Source organism: Marinococcus halophilus (assembly GCF_002265875.1).
Classification (GTDB): domain Bacteria; phylum Bacillota; class Bacilli; order Bacillales; family Marinococcaceae; genus Marinococcus; species Marinococcus halophilus.
This window is the reverse complement of record NZ_NPFA01000013.1, coordinates 13,163-31,126: the sequence shown is the minus strand read 5'-3', so window position 1 is coordinate 31,126 and position 17,964 is coordinate 13,163. Positions and strand designations below refer to the sequence as shown.

Genomic DNA, 17,964 nt, shown 5'->3' with positions numbered 1-17,964 from the left:
GGGCATCCGCTCTCTTTTTCTTTATACCGAGGCCCGTCTCGTTTCATAATCTCCAGTGCAGATGACCTCAGCATTCCCTGTCATGAGAATATTACCCGAGGACTGCCAGGTAATGTACAGATCGCCGCCGGGAAGGTGTACAGTCACTTCTTTATCTTTTTCGCTTTTCCCAGCTGCGACTGCAGCTGCCACTGCCGCACAAGCGCCGGTTCCGCAGGCCTGTGTAATACCGGATCCGCGCTCCCATACCCTGAAATCCATCACATCGCTGCGGCGCATATGCACAAATTCAACGTTAACTCCTTCCGGAAAGGCTTCATGCGTTTCCAGCTCCGCTCCTGCCTTTTCCACCGGGGCCTGCTCCACGTCATCCACGAAAATCACTGCATGCGGATTACCCATGGATACAGGCGCCAGCTGCCAGGAGCTTCCTGCTGCTTCAAGCACCAGCTCATTTTTTCCTGTGCCCTTTACAGGGATGTCCCTCCAGTTAAACTTCGGCGCTCCCATATCAATCGTCACCAGACTGACCGTCTGTCCTGTATTATCGGGGTGAACAGTGGCCTTCATTGTGCCGCCGAGTGTTTCGATCGTGAAACGTTCTTTACTTACATACCCGTGTTCGTAAGCATATTTTGCCGTGCAGCGCAGACCATTTCCACAGTTTTTCGCTTCCGAACCGTCCGCGTTAAACACCTGCATTTTTACATCTTCATGTGTCGACGGCCCAACCAGGATCAGCCCGTCCGAGCCGATTCCTTTGTTTTTATCGGCTACCTGGCGAGCAAGCCTCGGCAGTTCATGCTCTTCAAGCGTTTCTTCAAATACGTCAACATAAATGTAGCTGTTGCCCAGTCCGTGCATTTTTGTAAATCTCATGACTTTCTCTCCCTTCGTCTCAGCGGCTCTGTTGTCCATAAGTAGTCTTCATCTGCAAACACAATATGCATGCGCTTATGACAGCACGGCATATTGATATATGTTTTTATTTCCTCTTTAGCCCATTCTAAATCTTTTAATTTCATTGGCGTTAGTACGCTTCTCGTGCCGCAGTATGGACATTCATTAATGTAAATATCTTCGCCTGTTCTATCGTATGGCCATGTATTTTCAAACGGAATAATATCCATTTCTCTCCTCCTCTTTAAACGTTGAGAAAAAAAGCGCCTTCCCTTCTGCAGAAAGACGCTTTTGCATTAAAACATTGGGTTTTCTTCAAGGTGAGTATAAATATTGGCAAGAAGGTCTTTTTCATCTTCCCCTTCTACCGGCTCCCCGTTCACAAGTGCATACATGTTCATAGAGCAACGGCCGCAATAGCCTAAGCATATATCTTCAATAACATCCAGATTCGGATCTTTTTCAAGTTCTTCCATTGCCCCGTGAGAGCCGTTCGCCAAATTACTCATGCAAAACTCAATAATCGGCCTCATCTTTCATCACCTCTTCCCGGGTTATACGAGTTTATATTAGTCGTCTGCGGCCGCTTCGTCAACCAATTCGTTTGAATGAGCCGTTCACAAAATTGTTTGATATTTTTAAAATTGGTTGCCAAAGCAGCTGTACCTCTCTATAATCAAAATTGACCGCAGTCATTTTTACTGGCTGCATAACGAATCGTTCTCTCTCTATTATATTTTTTCTATTTTTGCAGACGCTTTTAGCTGCGCAGAGGGGGCACATTTTATGAAAAGAACAGAAAAACGCGAGCAGACACGCTCCCGCATTCTGCAGGCAGCCGTACGTTTATTTCAGGAAAACGGCTTTGAGCAGACAACGGTACAGGAAATCACAGCTTCTGCTGAAGTAGCCAAGGGGACTTTTTTTAATTATTTCCCCACGAAAGAGTCGATCATGCGTGCACTCGCAGAGGACCGGCTGCTCAGGGTACAGGAATATATGCAAACATATAAGGTTCGGCGCATGACTCTTACTTCACGTATTCGTGCCTACGCCGGCTATTTTTTAGGGGACTTTCACCTGAACCCTTCCCTGACCAGGCACATCTGGCGGCATGTAGTGGAGCATGACAGTGCTTTATTGAGCACATGGGAACAGCTTCTAGAGAGCGGGGTCCGCCAGCAGGAAATAAATCCTTCTATTTCTCCGCACCGATGGGCACACATTATTAACAGCTATTTTTATTACCAGCTTTCCATCGGTACTGAAACCGAACGCGAAGAACTACTTCACCATTTTATGCAGCTGGTCCACGCGGGTATAGACAGCATGCTACTCAAAGGGGGACAAGAAACAATGGAAAAAATTATCGTATTAGGAGGGGGCTACGGCGGGATGCGTTTTCTCCAGCGCGTACTCGGGAGCGACCTCCCCCAGGATGTTGATATTACATTAGTAGACAAACTTCCGTATCACTGTATGAAGACGGAATACTACGCGCTTGCCGCCGGCACTGAGTCGGACCACGACGTACGTGTTCCGTTTCCGGATCATTCCCGTTTAAAAATTCATTTTGGCACAATCGACCATATCGACATGGAAAATCAGATGGTCGTTATGTCTGATTCTTCCTCGCTTCCCTATGACAAGCTTGTTGCCGGTCTCGGGTCGGTGGACAACTTTCACGGTGTGCCTGGAGCAGAGGAGCATTCCTACAGCATCCAGAGCATGGAAGCAACGCGTCGCACGTACGAAGCCATCAGCAATCTTCCGCCAAAAGCAGCAGTTAGTATTGTAGGTGCAGGCCTCAGCGGTGTGGAACTGGCGAGCGAGCTGCGGGAAAGCCGGGCTGATCTTCACGTACGCTTGTTCGACCGCGGAGAAACTATTCTGCCCATGTTTCCAAAACGCCTGAGTAACTATGTACAGAACTGGTTTGAAAAGCACGACGTGGAAGTAATCAGTAATTCCGACATTACTACGGTAACAGAAGAAGGCCTGTACAATCATGAAGACTGGATTCAGTCTGAAGCGATCATTTGGACAGCAGGAATCCAGCCAAACAAAATTATCCGTGATCTTGATACTGAAAAAGACCGGAAGGGACGCATCATTTTAACCCCTCACCATCATTTAACAAACGATGAAAATATTTTCATCGTTGGAGACTGTGCCAGCCTGCCGCATGCACCAAGCGCCCAGCTTGCTGAAGGCCAGGCGGAACAAATTGCTACGATTATGAAAAAACGATGGAAGAACGAATCTCTTCCGGAAACAATGCCTGAGATCAAGCTTAAAGGAACCCTCGGTTCTTTAGGCAAAAAGCATGGATTTGGAGTTATGGGCGGCACTGCCAAAGCAGCAGTTACCGGCCGTGTAGCCCGGCTGTTAAAAAGCGGCGTGCTCTGGATGTACAAAAATCACTCTGGCGTATAAACAATTTAACGGCTTATATTACCTTTAAAGAAGACCTGCCCGTGTGGCAGGCTTTTTTTGTGTTACCGTAACTTAGTTTTCACTAAGTAAATAATCATGAATAACATGAAAAATTTAGAAATTTTTAGGCACATCGGATTAAAAAAACGTAATGCTATTGACTAGGTATCGTTCTCCATTTACTATTAACTAAAATTTCAAAAAATATAAAATTTTGTGTAATATTATGGGGAGGGTCAGTATGCATTTTACTGGAAAATTAACTGTCGGTGTTCTTGCCGGAATGGTCATCAGCTCAGGGGGGCTTCTTTACGCAAGTGGTTCTGCAAATGATAACGCCAATGAGAATGGTATTGAAAACAGCAGTAAAAATTCTGGGGACCAAGCCCCCGAAAATGTGATAGTGATGATCGGGGACGGCATGGGTATGGGACAGATGGAAATCGCTTCAACGCTTGAGTACGGCAAAGAAGGCGAATTGTTCATGGAATCGCTCGAACATACGGGTATGACCAGCACACATTCTGCTGACAATAATGTAACCGACTCAGCTGCCGCCGGTACTGCCCTTGCTACCGGCACGAAAACCAATAATGGAAGTGTCGGTGTCGATGAAGATGGCAATGAAGTGGACAGCATTCTAGATCACTATCAAGAGGACGGGAAAAAAGTTGGCGTAATTTCTAACAATACCGTCACAGACGCGACGCCAGCCTCATTTACTGCAAGCGTAGCTGACCGTGGAAGTGAAGAGGACATTGCCGAACAGCAGTACGAAGAGAAATACGATGTACTGCTTGGGGGCGGCGGCGAATTTTTCGGAGCTGATGAGGAAGAGAACGAAGACAGGCTCGTGGATGATTTTCAGGAAAGCGGCTATGAGTATGCAACTAATGAAGAAGAGCTTGAGGAGGTTGGCACTCCGGACAAATTGCTTGGTCTGTTTAATGATTCGTATATGAATTATAAAACTGACAAAGACGACGTCGACAGCAAAGAGCCCTCCCTGCAGGCTATGACGGAAGCAGGGCTCAATGTACTCTCTCAGGAGGAGGATGGCTTCTTTATGATGGTCGAGGGGGCCCGTATTGACCACGCTGCCCACGCGGCTGATGCCACAGGCGTTTGGCAGGAAATGATCGAATTTGACCAAACAGTGGAACAGGTCGTTACCTGGGCGGAAGACCGCGATGATACACTTGTTGTTGTGCTCTCCGATCACGAGACGCTTGGCATGTCCGCCACAGAATCGATGGATGTGGACGGCCTGAAAGACATTGAAGTATCGCCCGAATATATGGCCCAGCAGCTCGAAGCCCGGGAAGACTCTGACGAATACACTGATGAAAGCATTAAGCAGGTGTTCTCGGAGTACGCTGATATCGATATTACAGATGATGAATTAGAAGCATTCCGTGCAAATATTGAGGACGATGAAGGGGAAGTGTACCCAGAATACCAGGTAGGCTGGGAAATCGGCTCCATCATTGCCGATCACTACAGCGTAGGTTCTCTTGACACCGAAATACGTGCAGAGAGTGATACCGGCGGCCATACAGGAGAAATGGTGCCATTCTTTGCCGCTGGCGCCGGCAGTGACCATTTTACCGGTTATAAGGATAACACGGATATTGTCGGACTTATCGAAGAAGCTTCTGCTGAACAAACTGGTCATGGCAAAAAGAATGACCATGATTAATCAGGGCTGAATCTGTTAACAGCTGAAAAGGCCGGCCTGAAGTTCTCCCTCTTCGGCCAGCCTTTTTTCTATTTCGCAGTGGTGTCTGAGCGGTACTCTTTTGTTTTGTCGATTTCTTTATAAATGACCTTGAGTCTCGGATTACCCTCAGCTACCACGGTTCCATTCACCGTAACAAGCGGATAAAAGTATTCTTCCTGCCGGACTTTTTCCGCTACGGGGTCCTTCCCTGAACTCCTGTCTTCAATATCAATATGCTCTACTTCAGGAGTGTCTTCCGGGTATTTTCTCTGAATTGCAGCCTCCAGCCATTCTGCTGTTTCACGGCTGGAGGGAAGGTTAACGCAGCTCGGGCATTTCTTTTCCGCTCCATAAACTTTTATCACAATCACACGCCTGCCTCCTTTTCTTTATCATACTATATCTGCGCTTTCTTCACTATCTCTTATGCCCGGTTGATAATGATTGTCAAACAGCACTTGTTCGTAGTAGAATGCATATATACGTGATGACATTTGAACATAACAGCCCAACGGTTTATAATAAAAGTATTGAAAGGAGAGATCAACATGCCACAAACGACAGAAGATATGCATGCACAGGTTCAGGAGGTTCTTGAAAAGCTCCGTCCCTTCCTGCTTCGCGACGGAGGCGACGTAGAACTTGTAGATATTGAAGACGGCATCGTTATGGTCCGCCTTATGGGAGCATGCGGCTCCTGCCCTTCCTCTACAATTACACTGAAAGCTGGTATCGAACGCGCGCTTTTAGAAGAAGTGCCGGGTGTTAAAGAACTCGAACAGGTATTCTAATAGACTGTAACCGCAAAAAGCTCAGGGCATTTAATGCCCTGAGCTTTTTTATATGCTTTGGTTTTCGCTTTAAACCGAACTTGATACCCAGGCCGGCTGATTAACATAGTGTACGCTCGAGCCAAACGGCGCCGGTTTGGCTGTTTCTATACGGAAGCTTGGATAGTCTTCCTGGATCGCCCGTTTCACCTCTTCACCCTTGCCGTTTGGAACAAAGCAGAGAATAGTTGGGCCCGCGCCGCTTAAGGCTGCTCCATAGGCCCCATACTGGCGTATGCCGCTAAGCATTTCCTCGAGGCCGGGTACCATATCGGCACGGTACGGATGATGAAAAACGTCCCGTACCATCATTTCCCCGGCCATTTTCCAGTCTTCTTTTAAGATAGCTGCAACCAGCACATTGCTTACGGCGCTTCCATGAATAGCAGTTGCGTAAGGAAGCTCGGATGGCAGCGCACCTCTTGCTTCTTTTGTTAAAAGCTCATTGTCAGGAATCGCAAGCACAAGATCCACATCCGGTACACCGCAGTGCATTACATGCGTTTTTTCTTCCCCGTATGCACCGACGATCAGGCCTCCATACAGTGAAGGCCCGACGTTGTCCGGATGTCCTTCCCAGCCGCTGGCGAACTGCATCTTTTCTTCCTTAGACCGATGCATGCCACCCATTTCGTCTGCCAGTTCGATACCAGCAATAATTGCCGAAGCACTGCTCCCTAATCCTCTTGCGAGTGGAATATCACTTACCATTTCTACACGGCAGGGGGACAGTTCCACCTCGTATTCAGCCGCATAGGCTACAGCCGCCTGATAAACAAGGTTCTCCTCTTTGTTTGGCAGACCGCTGAGCTCAGACGAATTCGAGAAAAATTCCCACTCGTCCGCCCGGTCGATATAAAGCGTAAGATAGCGGTTGACTGCTAGCCCCACAGAATCAAACCCAGGTCCTAAATTCGCTGAACTGGCCGGCACAGTGATCGACAATCTTTTATCAGCCACGAACGACTCCTCCCTTGATATGCTCCATAAATGCTTCCTCATTATTTGGAATAACCGTTGGTTTCACAGTCACTTTATCAATTGCTGTACTCGGGTCTTTCAGTCCGTTCCCGGTAAGAACACAGACGACCGAAGAACCTTTTTTAATTTTCCCGCTTTCGATCTGTTTTTTCAGTCCCGCCAGTGACGCACAGGAAGCTGGTTCTGCAAAAACGCCTTCTGTTTTGGCAAGCAGCTGATACGCTTCAACGATTTCATCGTCTGTCACCATGTCAATACGGCCGTCTGACTCTTCTGTTACCCGGATCGCTTTATCCCAGCTTGCCGGATTACCAATACGTATAGCTGTAGCAATCGTTTCCGGATCTTTAACGACTTCGCCGCGTACGATGGCGGCTGCCCCTTCTGCTTCAAAGCCAAGCATGTTCGGAAGGCCCGTCTGATGCTGCTCATGGTACTCTTTAAAACCTTTCCAGTATGCTGTAATGTTTCCAGCATTACCAACCGGGATACAAAGGGCATCCGGGGCTTTCCCAAGCGCTTCACAGACTTCATAAGCAGCGGTTTTCTGCCCTTCAATCCGGTAAGGATTCACTGAATTGACGAGCGTAATTGGTTCTTTTTCACTGATGTTCCGGACGATTTCGAGCGCGTTATCAAAGTTGCCCTGGATTTCAAATACTTCAGCTCCGTACATAACAGCCTGAGCCAGCTTCCCGAGCGCAATCTTTCCTTCCGGAATGACAACAATCGTGCGGAGACCAGCTCTTGTTCCATAGGCAGCAGCCGCTGCAGAGGTGTTTCCTGTGGAAGCGCAGATGATGGCTTCGCTTCCCTCTTCTTTCGCTTTTGCTACCGCCATCACCATGCCCCGGTCTTTAAACGAGCCCGTCGGGTTGGTGCCTTCTGTTTTCACATGAATGTTTACGCCCCATTCTTCCGACAGGCGTTCTAGTGGTATTAACGGCGTGTTGCCTTCATTCAAGGAAAGCGCCGGCGTGTTTTCTGTTACCGGTAAAAAATCTTTGTACTGCTTTAAAAGTCCCTGCCAAGCACTCATTTAGCTTCCTCCCTCTACACGGTAGCTGCTTTTAATATCTATTACGACATCAAGGCTGTGTAATGCCTGTTGCAGCCGCTTGTATACATCAAGTGATGTGGTATGTGTAATAATAACGATTTCTGCGGTGTTTACCATTCCTTCTACCGGCCACTGGACCAGACGTTCAAAGCTCACATCCTCTTCTGCAAAGATTGAAGTAAGGGCTGCAAAGGTGCCGGTGGCGTCCTTGACGTGTAGGCGGAGGAAGTATTTTGAAAACACTTCGCTGTCCGGCTTGATATGCTTTTCATTCAGCGGCTCTCCCACGTGCTGGCCGCTGACACCAAGGCGCATATTGCGTACAGACGTGACAAGATCCGAGACAACCGCCGTGGCTGTTGGAAGCGCTCCGGCTCCCGGGCCGTAGAACATTGTCTCTCCTACCGCTTCCCCGTAAATATATACAGCGTTGTATTCATTTTGTACCGAAGAAAGCGGATGATCGTTTGGCAGCATCATTGGCTGTACTGCAAGCTCCACCTTTCCATGTTTCCGTTCGGCCAGGCCAATGAGCTTTAACGTATAACCCATCTGCCGGCAGTAAGCCAGGTCATCTGTTGTAATGGAGGTGATCCCTTCTACCGTAACGTCTGAAAGCTCCACATTCATAGAAAAGCCAAGATTGGCCAGGATAGCTACTTTTCTGGCAGCATCAAGGCCCTCGACATCCGCAGTAGGATCGCTTTCTGCAAACCCAAGTTCCTGCGCTTCGAGCAGAACTTCCTGATACGGCCGGTCATCCTGGCTCATCTTCGTCAGTACATAGTTGGTCGTTCCGTTTACGATACCCATCATTTTCGTAATCCGGTCAGAGGCCAGTCCTTCCGTAAGGCCGCGCAGCACCGGAATGCCGCCGGCTACACTTGCTTCATAAAACAAATCACAGTGGTTATCTGCTGCGATTTTCAGCAGCTCCGCTCCGTGCAGAGCCATCAAGTCTTTATTTGCGGTAACGACGCTTTTTCCCTCCTGCAGGGCCTGGGTAATATACTTTCTTGCCTGGTCCACACTTCCCATTACTTCAATAACCGTGTGTATCTCCGGGTCGCCAAGCACCTCATCCGCCTCCAGCGTCAGCTGGTCTTCCCGCAAATTCACCTGGCCGGTCCGCGGCTTTTCCAAATCACGCACCAGGGCTTTTTTTAAAAACACATCAGCACCAACCTGGTGCTGAAGCTCTTGTTTGTGCTCTTCAAGCAGCTGTGCCACGCCGGCTCCCACCGTTCCAAATCCAAGCATTCCTACGGCAATTTTCTCCATACCTGCTACACTCCTAACTCCCTCTAAAACCTTTATTGCGTTCTTTATTTATATAATGTTTATTTTAGGTAAACAAATGTCTTTCTATAAAGGACATTATAACGATATTATTTTCAACTCGCAACCATTATAGCAAAAAAAGCTATAGATATTCAGCCCACTCTGCCAGTGTTTCCACCTGGCAGACAGGCGGAGTTTCTTTAGCCGCTGCAGCCTCCCTGCTGGTAACTCCAGTATTCACATGAATGGTATCTATTCCCGCCCGCACTCCGGCTAGAATATCGGTATCGTAATTGTCCCCGATTAAAGCTACTTCGTCTTTGGAGAGGCCGAGCGCCTGCATCGCCATGTCCACCATAATTGGCTGTGGTTTACCGATAAATTTTGGATTTTTCTGCGAAGCTGTTGTGACCACAGCAGTAAGGGCCCCGTTACCTGGATGAAATCCCTGCTCAGTCGGTACAGCGGCATCTTCATTGGTGGAAATAAACATAGCCCCATTTCGAACTGCCTCCGTCGCCTTACTCAGTTTATCGTATGTAATACCGCGGTCCAGTCCCATAACTACAGCGTCCGGTTCATTTTCCGTAAGCCGGAACCCGTAACCCTCCAGCGCTTCCTCCAGACCCTGCTCCCCTACAACATACACAGAAGCAGCAGGAGTCTGCTCATGCAGATATCTAGCCGTTGCAAGCGACGTTGTCATCACCTGGTCTGCTTCGCACTTCACTCCCATTCCTGCTAGCCGTTCGGCTACTGTTTCGGGGGAGGAGGTAGAGTTGTTAGTCATATATAAATGCGGAATCCCTCTCTCACGAAGCTGATTTACAAACTGTACAGCTTCCGGGATCGGCTCACTCCCCCGGTACATGGTCCCGTCCAGATCAATCAAATAAGCTTTGTACTTTTTCATAGCTGTTCATCTCCTCTACTCCTTCTTATCCTTCTCTTCCGGCAGAAAGGCAGATACCGGGCCAAGCTCCTCTTCCAGGTAATTTCTTACCGCCGGGCTTACTTTTCGTACAGCAGGCTCTGCTTCGTCAAGTACCTGCTGGACCTCGGCAAATGGAATAGCAGTAAATTCCTGCACGAGTTTTTTCCGGAAGGCGACCAGTGGCTTAAGTTTACGGATCACTTCAGTGTCGAGCACCTCTTCATCTTCAAGGATATCGAGAATATCTTCATAGCTGCCAGGATCCCTCATAATAAAACCATCAATCATCTGGTTCCCAACGTCTATCAGTGCTTCAATCCACCCGTGAGCAAGTCTTTCAAGCGCAAGCTGTGTACCGGCTGCGCCTTCCTCCCGGATCTGTCCATACACACGCCCGAGTCTTTCCATATACTGCAGGCGGTCTTCAATTTGCTTTCGGTCTACAAAATACATGCTTCTTCCTCCTTTTCTCAACTTCTATGGTAGCATATCGTGCCGGACCTGCAGTTAAAACTCCACTGAAGGAGGCTTATAAATGTGATAAGATAGATAAGCATTTTGCAGGTTTTACATATACCTCTTCATACAGGAAAGGATGATACTTATGGATAGAGAATTGGCGCTTGAAATAGTACGTGTTACCGAGGCTGCCGCTGTTTCTTCCGCCCAGTGGCTTGGGCGTGGAAAAAAAATAGAAGCGGATGATGCCGCTACGACTTCAATGAGAACTATGTTTGATTCCGTCCACTGCCGCGGGACGGTCGTGATCGGGGAAGGAGAACTCGACGAAGCTCCTATGCTTTATATTGGAGAGGAAGTTGGGGACGGGGAAGGCCCTGAGGTCGATATCGCCGTTGACCCGCTCGAAGGCACAAATATCGTTGCGAGCGGCCGGGCCAACGCTGTCGCTGTTATTGCAATCGGGGACCGCGGCACGCTTCTTCATGCACCGGACATGTACATGGAAAAAATCGCCGTTGGGCCGGAAGCGGCAGGGAGTGTCCGTCTGGATGACCCAATCGAGACTACTATCGATACAATTGCGAAAACAAATAATAAGCGCGTCAGGGATGTAACGGTCATCATTCAGGACCGGGAGCGCCACCTAAAGCTCATTGATCGTGTGCGTGCTAAAGGCGCACGGGTAAAGCTATTCGGGGACGGAGACGTCGGAGCTTCCATTGCAGCTGCGCTTCCGCGCACTGGCATTGATTTGTTTCTTGGCACCGGAGGGGCACCGGAAGGCGTCATTTCTGCTGCCGCTATTAAGGCCCTGGGCGGAGACATGCAGGCTCGTCTTGTGCCTTCAGACGCTGAAGAGGAAGAGCGCTGCATAGCTATGGGAATTACAGACACGAGCAAAGTACTTCAGCTGTCTGACCTCGTTAAAGGCGATGATGCTATCTTTGCAGCGACCGGGGTATCAAGCGGCGAGCTGCTTGACGGAGTTCGTTTTCTCGGTGGAGATCTTGCCGAAACTGATTCAATTGTCATGCGCGCGAAAACCCGCACGGTCCGCTACATTAGAGCCCATCACCATCTTGACTATAAACCCCATCTTCTTGCGGAAGAATAAACGTAAAAACCCCCGGGCCCGGGGGTTTTTACGTTAATGATTCTTTTGTTTCTTCCTGCGCTTCTTCCTTTTGTTCCTGGCGCACCTTTTTCAGCACAAAATAGGCGCAGCCAAAATTGCAGTATTCCAATAAATAATCTTCAAGTGTACCAATTTTAAAATCGTGGGGGACTTTTTTGCGGTCGTTTTCAAAAAAACCACGCATGCGGAGCTGCTCGTGCCCCCAGTCCCCGACAACGTAATCATATTTATTCAGCACTTCGCTGTAGCGTTCTTTAAATGCTTCTTCACTCCAGCCGTTTCGAAAGTCTTCAAGCAATTCATACCGCTGCCCCTGAACTCGAATCAATGAGCTCCCTCCTTTGCTGAGCCGGTCCTTCCAAAAGAAAAACCAGCATCCGAAAATAGGAACTGGTTTTTCCAAGGACGGTCTCTCACTTATTGATACTTGCTTGCTTCCATCTGCACCTGTGCTTCGTTCACCTGCTCGTCAGCATGGTAGGAAGAGCGGACAAGCGGACCAGATTCACAGTGGCTGAAACCTTTTGTCATTGCAATTTCTTTCAGCTCCGCAAATTCCTCCGGCGTATAATATCTTTGTACTTTTAAATGCTTTTTCGTTGGCTGCAGGTACTGACCGATCGTCATGATATCCACGTCATGTGCCCGCAGATCGTCCATCGCCTGAATGATTTCCTCTTTTGTCTCCCCAAGGCCGACCATCAGGCTCGACTTGGTTGGAATATCTGGATGAAGTTCTTTGGAATACTGAAGAAAATCGAGGGAACGACGATATTTCGCCCTGGCACGAACCCGCGGTGTTAACCGCTCTACCGTTTCAATATTATGATTCAGAATGTTCGGGCGTGCTTCCATTAAAATGTCCAAATTTTCCGGGGTGCCGGACATGTCGGATGGCAGCACTTCAATTGTTGTGCCCGGGTTTTTTCTGCGCACAGCCCGAATGGTTTCAGCAAACACTTCTGAGCCGCCGTCTTTAAGGTCATCTCTCGCTACGGCTGTAATAACAACGTGCTTCAGTCCCATTTGTTCGACGGACTCTGCGACACGTTCCGGCTCGCCCCAGTCCAGCTCGTTTGGAAGGCCGGTTTTAACAGCGCAGAAGCGACAGCCACGCGTACAGGTATCACCGAGGATCATAAACGTAGCTGTTTTCCTGACTGCCCAGCATTCGTGAATATTCGGGCATCTGGCTTCTTCACATACCGTGTGAAGATTTTTCTCCCGCATCATTTTTTTCAGCCCTTTGTAGGACTCGTTGGTGTTAAGCTTTATTTTCAGCCATTCCGGCTTGCGGATGTATTCTTCCGTTTTTGCCATGATGCTCTCACTCCCAGTTATGAATAATAAAAAGCCTGATTGTGCTCTATCTGTAGTATATGTTTGATTAGACTGGCCAGCTTTTACTGTTTTCCTTTATACTTTAACACGTTCCACAGGTTCAGACAATTCATAGCCGTCCTTCTCTATCACCCGCAAATTCGTTAGCAAAGCGGAAAAGAACACAGTTCAGTATGCAAAAAAGCAGCCCGGCTGCTGTATACTCCCGGGCTGCTTCGTTTTATTTCTGCTTGGAGGCTTTTCTGGCATTTAACAGGCTTGCCACAAGTCCGCCCCATATAATAACCATTCCTACGACCATTGTTATGATTGCTCCGGCTGTCAATTTACTCTGCCTCCTCTTTGGATAAGCCTTTCCAGCGTATGAAGGACATAATGATACCTGCCACTAGCGCAGCAAGGGCAACCGCCCAACCGCTGGCAAAAATAAATCCGTCAGTATACCCGGCATAGTTGCCGTTTTCGGTATCAAACTGTTTCAGAATATTTTGCAGGAACAAATCAATCATCATATAGCCAAGCACAATCGGCGTAATAACGCCAAGACATACTTTCCACCAGCCGCCAAGGCGGATATCGGAAATTGCGTTGGCGTGCTGCTGGAATTCCGGAAGCTTGCGTAGTACCCAGGCGATCAGCACTACTTCCACCAGGCCGAGCAGAGCAACACCGAACTGATTGATAAAGTAATCTGCTGCGTCAAGGAAGTTCAGGCCGCCTCGTGTCGCAAATATAAGTGAACAGAGCGCTGCTGCACCGCCGCCGATACCGACTGCTTTCCCGCGCGTCCAGCCGAATTTTTCCTGCAGTCCTTTAATATACGTCTCGGCGATAGATATAAGTGACGATAATCCGGCCAGGGCGAGTGACAGGAAGAAAAGAACACCAAACAGGCCGCTGAGCGCCGGAAATTCACTGATAATCTGCGGAAAGACAACAAAGGCAAGTCCGACGCCGCCAGCTACGACTTCTTCCACCCCGACATTCAACTGCTGGGCCATAAACCCAAGAGCTGAGAAAACGCCGATCCCGGCAAGCAGTTCAAAGCTTGAGTTACTAAAGCCGGTAATAAAGGCATTGTTCGTAATGTCTGATTTCTTCGGCAGATAACTGGAATAGGTGATCATAATCGCAAAAGCGATGGATAAACTGAAGAAAATCTGTCCGTAAGCAGCGACCCAGACCCCGCCCTGTGTAAGCGCGCCAAAATCTGGTTCAAAGAAAGCCTGGAGCCCCTGGGCTGCACCTGGAAGAGTGACTGCACGAATACAAATGATTAAGAAAATAACGACGAGCGTCGGAATGAAAATCCGGTTCGCCAGCTCAATTCCGCGCTGGACTCCTTTAAATAATATGCCAAGCGCGACCGCCCAGACGATGATTAACGGGATAAGCACCCCAATCGTCATGCCGCCGAACTGGCCGGGAGCTGCCAGTTGAAGGTAGTCGTTGAATAAAAACGCTTCGGTGTCTGCCCCCCAGCTTAAATTAAACGAAAACACCGTGTAGGACAGCGCCCAGGCGATGATAACAGGATAATATGTAGAAATAACAAACGCTACCGCCACGGCCCACCAGCCGATCCATTCCACATTTTTGTTCAATTTTGAATACGTTCTTGGTGCTGCGCTCCGGTATTTATGACCCATGGTAAATTCCATGATCAGAAGCGGAATACCCGCTGTCAGCAACGCAAATAAGTATGGGATAAAAAACGCACCGCCGCCGTTCTCAAACGCAGTTGCCGGAAAGCGCCAAATGTTTCCGAGCCCTATCGCAGAGCCAACTGCTGCCATAATAAATCCAGCACGTGTGCCCCATTGTTCTCTTGCAGCCATGAAGCTTCCTCCTTTTTGTCTGTTACATGACTATGTGAACATCTGCTGATGCACAACTTTTGTCTGATAATTCATTATATTTATCTTTCTTTGCCTTGTCAAAGTGAAGAACAGAAAAGTTTTTCTGCAAGCGCTATCTTCTGTGATCTTTTCTTTTTCCCTTCTAGAGATGAAGAGAAAAAAGCCCTGCTGCACTTAAAACCCGGTGCGGCAGGACTTTTACTAAATTTATGAATTGTTTTTTCGTCTGTACGTAACATACCGGTGCGGATGCTTGTTTTTTTCATCCACAGGCCCCTCTTCCTTTTCAGCGATTTCCCATTCCGATTCGTTCCATTCGGGAAAGTACGTATCTCCCGGAACGTCTGCGTCGATATGGGTCAAATACATATAAGAGGCATCCGGCAACAGCTCTGTAAAAACACCACTGCCTCCGATAACGTAATACAGCTTCTCTTCTCCAGCAAGCCGGCGAATTTCTTCGATATCATGTACCACCTGCGCCCCCTCATGCGACCAGTCTGTATTGCCGGTAATAACGACATTAGTCCGGTACGGGAGCGGTCCATTCATCGATTCAAACGTTCTCCTGCCCATGATAACAGTACCGTGCTTGGTCACTTTCTGAAAATGCTTCAAATCAGCGGGCAGGTGCCAGGGAAGATCATTTCTATACCCAATTACCCGGTCGTTTGCCACTGCAGCTACAAATGCGATCATACAGACACCTCGCCTTTAATATGTGGATGCGGATCGTATCCTTCGAGAGAAAAGTCATCAATGGTGAAATCAAAGATAGAATCCACGTTCCGGGTAATTTTCATTTCCGGAAGGCTTCGCGGCTCCCGCTCCAACTGAGTCCTGATTTGTTCCACGTGGTTATTGTAAATGTGGGCATCTCCAAAGGTGTGAATGAACTCTCCCGGTTCAAGGTCACACACGTGCGCGATCATTTGCGTTAAGAGAGCATACGAAGCAATGTTAAACGGCACGCCCAGGAAAATATCTGCGCTCCGCTGATACAGCTGGCACGACAATTTTCCGTCCTGCACGTAAAATTGAAAGAGGCAGTGGCAGGGCGCAAGTGCCATCTCTTCAATTTCTGCGGCATTCCAAGCGCTGACGATCAGTCTTCTGGAGTCCGGATTTGTTTTGATCGCCTCCACGACGTCTGAAATCTGGTCCACCGTTTTGCCTCCTGCTCCTTCCCATGAACGCCACTGTTTGCCGTAGATCGGACCTAAATTGCCCTCTTCATCTGCCCAGGCGTCCCAGATTTTCACTTTGTTTTCTTTTAAGTAAGCAATGTTTGTTTCCCCCTGCAAAAACCAGAGCAGTTCATGAATAATGGAGCGCAGGTGCAGCTTTTTCGTGGTAATCACCGGGAAGCCCTGCTGCAGGTCAAAACGCATCTGCCAGCCAAAGGTGCTGATTGTTCCGGTGCCGGTTCTATCGTCTTTCTGCCCGCCATTTTCAAGCACGTGCCGGCAAAGATCTAAGTATTGTTTCACGTTTGTTCCTCCCTATGTTTGTACTTCTTTTGCAAAAGCACGGAAGCGCCTTCGAGCTTAATATCAAGCTGAAGGCTTTCCATTTTTCCATCTTGCTCAGGCGCCCGCAGTATACTGCTTTACGAGAACATCAGCTAAAATGTCGCGCATCATTTCCGGCATGTAATACCGCTTCGAGGCCGCATTCGATAGACCAGTGTATAACGGCCCAAGCGTAAACATATCAAGTGTAGCCAGCTCATAGGTCTCTGACGGGTCAAGCAGCTCCTGTCCAATCCAGACACTCCGTACGGTCCATTCTCCATACTCGTAGTCTGCTTTTACCTCCATCCCGCTGAATACCATATGGCCAAGCATTTCGCCGCGAAAACCAAAGCCCTTCAGCGGCAAACGGATCATTTCCTCCGTAAAGGCTTTTTTCACTACTTCTTCAAGCACATGCCCCTGCACTTCCACTACGCATGGATTAATTGGATGAGGACAGAGACGATGGATATCTTTTTTCGTCACCGGCCCAGCCGGCAGCGAATGAAGCAGCAGTCCCGAATTCAGCATGGATATCTCCGTTTTGCACCACTCCCGCAAACCGTGGGCAAGAAGAGAAGCAAACGGCGATTCCTGGGTCCACGATACAGATAACGGTTCTGCAATCTCTGTCACTACTTCATTCATATTCTTATCTGCTTCATCCTCGAGCGCCTCCAGAAGCCTTTCAGTAACCGGCGAAGGCTTCAGCCGGCGTACATCCACGGTTCTGCCAATAATGCCGGAGAGGCGCTTCGTTGGCCCGTCAAACTGTAGCTCAAGCTCTCCGGCATGCGTGCCGAACTTGCCACACTGCGTAATCAATGTATTGTGCATCCATTCCGGATCTTCAAGCAGATGGTGGGTATGCGCCCCCAAAATAACATCAAAATCATACGAAGAAGCGAGCTCCAGGTCCTTAGGATAACCCAGATGCGACATTAAAATCATAACGTCTGCCTGTTCCCGGAGCTCGGGTAAATACTCCTCTATCACCTGCTCTGGCTCTGTAATTTTCCAGTCCAGGCCGTCATAAAACGGATAAAAAGGGACGGTAACGCCAAGCAGGCCAATCCGCACTCCCTCTGCTGTTGTATGAATGGTATACGGCTCCGCCCAGCTGGGACGCCGGCCATCTGTATCGAACAAATTGGCCAGGAGCACTTGAAACTCTGCTTCATCGTACATATGATGCAGCTCTTCCTTTGCGAACGTAATGCCTTCATTGTTTCCAATCGTAGCATATCGAATCCCGGCTTCGTTCATCAGCTCCACATTCCCTTTTCCATGTGTGGCCTCCGTGACTGCATGCACCCGGTCGGTGTGATCCCCGAGGTCAAGGAGAAGCACTGACTCTCCCCGTTCCTGGCGGAATTTTTCCCGTTCTTTCAAAAAAGCTGCTGTGCGTGTCCATTGGTCAAGATCGCTGTGAATATCATTTGTATGGTACAGGTAAACAGAAAAACTGGAGGACAATAGGTCTCACCGCCTTTGGACTCGTTCCCTCCTGC

20 protein-coding genes and 1 pseudogene are annotated in these 17,964 nt (G+C 48.6%); 5 read left to right on the top strand and 16 right to left on the bottom strand.

The genetic code is table 11. The features are described 5' to 3' along the window. Nucleotides 1–21: 21 nt before the first annotated feature. The 3 genes from dapF to CHL76_RS12790 all read right to left on the bottom strand — a co-directional run bounded on the left by dapF (nt 22) and on the right by CHL76_RS12790 (nt 1,433). On the bottom strand, nt 22–879 hold the full coding sequence (gene dapF, locus CHL76_RS12800) for a diaminopimelate epimerase (RefSeq protein WP_094908772.1): 858 nt from the start codon (nt 877–879) through the stop codon (nt 22–24). Beyond that, nucleotides 876–1,130: a hypothetical protein gene (locus CHL76_RS12795; RefSeq protein WP_079475561.1), complete on the bottom strand. Its 255-nt coding sequence runs from the start codon at nt 1,128–1,130 to the stop codon at nt 876–878. The genes dapF and CHL76_RS12795 overlap by 4 nt, the downstream gene beginning before the upstream one ends. A 66-nt stretch (nt 1,131–1,196) precedes the next feature. After that, nucleotides 1,197–1,433 carry a YuzB family protein gene (locus tag CHL76_RS12790; RefSeq protein ID WP_022794141.1) on the bottom strand — a complete coding sequence of 79 codons (237 nt, stop codon included), beginning with the start codon at nt 1,431–1,433 and terminating at the stop codon, nt 1,197–1,199. A 253-nt stretch (nt 1,434–1,686) separates the two neighbouring features. Between CHL76_RS12790 and CHL76_RS17475 the strand changes: the two are divergent. From CHL76_RS17475 to CHL76_RS12780, 3 genes and pseudogenes are all read left to right on the top strand, one after another. Then, nucleotides 1,687–1,854 (top strand): annotated as a pseudogene (locus CHL76_RS17475) (TetR/AcrR family transcriptional regulator); the annotation flags it as partial. A gap of 402 nt (nt 1,855–2,256) precedes the next feature. Next, nucleotides 2,257–3,336, top strand: a complete 1,080-nt coding sequence (locus CHL76_RS12785) for an NAD(P)/FAD-dependent oxidoreductase (RefSeq protein WP_371862275.1) — start codon at nt 2,257–2,259, stop codon at nt 3,334–3,336. A gap of 241 nt (nt 3,337–3,577) precedes the next feature. Further along, nucleotides 3,578–5,035 (top strand): alkaline phosphatase, encoded by a 1,458-nt coding sequence (locus CHL76_RS12780; protein WP_233133421.1) that lies wholly within the window; start codon nt 3,578–3,580, stop codon nt 5,033–5,035. Nucleotides 5,036–5,103: 68 nt separating this feature from the next. On the opposite strand, the gene CHL76_RS12775 is transcribed toward CHL76_RS12780, so the two are convergent. Then, nucleotides 5,104–5,427, bottom strand: a complete 324-nt coding sequence (locus CHL76_RS12775; protein ID WP_094908771.1) for a DUF1462 family protein — start codon at nt 5,425–5,427, stop codon at nt 5,104–5,106. Between the two features lie 177 nt (nt 5,428–5,604). Here CHL76_RS12775 and CHL76_RS12770 point away from each other — a divergent pair, with 177 nt between their 5' ends. After that, the gene (locus CHL76_RS12770) at nt 5,605–5,847 is read left to right on the top strand and encodes a NifU family protein (RefSeq protein WP_022793950.1); all 243 of its coding nucleotides are present in this window, start codon (nt 5,605–5,607) and stop codon (nt 5,845–5,847) included. 69 nt (nt 5,848–5,916) lie between these two features. Here the strand turns inward: CHL76_RS12770 and thrB are convergent, their stop codons facing one another. From thrB to CHL76_RS12745, 5 genes are all read right to left on the bottom strand, one after another. After that, complete coding sequence (thrB, locus tag CHL76_RS12765; RefSeq protein WP_233133419.1) at nt 5,917–6,846, bottom strand: homoserine kinase; 930 nt, start codon at nt 6,844–6,846, stop codon at nt 5,917–5,919. Then, complete coding sequence (thrC, locus tag CHL76_RS12760) at nt 6,839–7,906, bottom strand: threonine synthase (protein ID WP_079475556.1); 1,068 nt, start codon at nt 7,904–7,906, stop codon at nt 6,839–6,841. Before thrC ends, thrB begins: the two co-directional genes overlap by 8 nt. Then, complete coding sequence (locus CHL76_RS12755; protein ID WP_079475555.1) at nt 7,907–9,208, bottom strand: homoserine dehydrogenase; 1,302 nt, start codon at nt 9,206–9,208, stop codon at nt 7,907–7,909. It abuts the gene before it with no gap. Between the two features lie 142 nt (nt 9,209–9,350). Next, on the bottom strand, nt 9,351–10,121 hold the full coding sequence (locus tag CHL76_RS12750) for a TIGR01457 family HAD-type hydrolase (RefSeq protein WP_079475554.1): 771 nt from the start codon (nt 10,119–10,121) through the stop codon (nt 9,351–9,353). A 15-nt stretch (nt 10,122–10,136) separates the two neighbouring features. Then, a complete protein-coding gene (locus CHL76_RS12745) occupies nt 10,137–10,595 on the bottom strand; it encodes a DUF86 domain-containing protein (RefSeq protein ID WP_079475553.1) in 459 nt (152 codons plus the stop codon). Between the two features lie 151 nt (nt 10,596–10,746). Between CHL76_RS12745 and glpX the strand changes: the two genes are divergently transcribed. Then, complete coding sequence (glpX, locus tag CHL76_RS12740; protein WP_094908770.1) at nt 10,747–11,718, top strand: class II fructose-bisphosphatase; 972 nt, start codon at nt 10,747–10,749, stop codon at nt 11,716–11,718. A 28-nt stretch (nt 11,719–11,746) separates the two neighbouring features. Here the strand turns inward: glpX and CHL76_RS12735 are convergent, their stop codons facing one another. The 7 genes from CHL76_RS12735 to CHL76_RS12705 form a co-directional block, all read right to left on the bottom strand. Next, nucleotides 11,747–12,067, bottom strand: coding sequence for a YutD family protein (locus tag CHL76_RS12735; RefSeq protein ID WP_079475551.1), 321 nt, complete (start codon nt 12,065–12,067; stop codon nt 11,747–11,749). 89 nt (nt 12,068–12,156) lie between these two features. Then, nucleotides 12,157–13,080, bottom strand: coding sequence for a lipoyl synthase (gene lipA / locus CHL76_RS12730; RefSeq protein ID WP_261763981.1), 924 nt, complete (start codon nt 13,078–13,080; stop codon nt 12,157–12,159). Nucleotides 13,081–13,300: 220 nt separating this feature from the next. Beyond that, complete coding sequence (locus tag CHL76_RS12725; RefSeq protein WP_079475549.1) at nt 13,301–13,405, bottom strand: methionine/alanine import family NSS transporter small subunit; 105 nt, start codon at nt 13,403–13,405, stop codon at nt 13,301–13,303. 1 nt (nt 13,406) lies between these two features. Next, entirely contained in the window at nt 13,407–14,918 is a 1,512-nt protein-coding gene (locus tag CHL76_RS12720) for a sodium-dependent transporter (RefSeq protein WP_079475548.1), read from the bottom strand. 228 nt (nt 14,919–15,146) lie between these two features. Further along, nucleotides 15,147–15,638, bottom strand: coding sequence for a dihydrofolate reductase (locus CHL76_RS12715; RefSeq protein ID WP_079475547.1), 492 nt, complete (start codon nt 15,636–15,638; stop codon nt 15,147–15,149). Continuing rightward, a complete protein-coding gene (locus tag CHL76_RS12710; protein ID WP_079475546.1) occupies nt 15,635–16,429 on the bottom strand; it encodes a thymidylate synthase in 795 nt (264 codons plus the stop codon). Before CHL76_RS12710 ends, CHL76_RS12715 begins: the two co-directional genes overlap by 4 nt. Nucleotides 16,430–16,525: 96 nt before the next feature. Further along, nucleotides 16,526–17,929 (bottom strand): bifunctional metallophosphatase/5'-nucleotidase, encoded by a 1,404-nt coding sequence (locus CHL76_RS12705; protein ID WP_079475545.1) that lies wholly within the window; start codon nt 17,927–17,929, stop codon nt 16,526–16,528. Nucleotides 17,930–17,964: the final 35 nt, after the last annotated feature.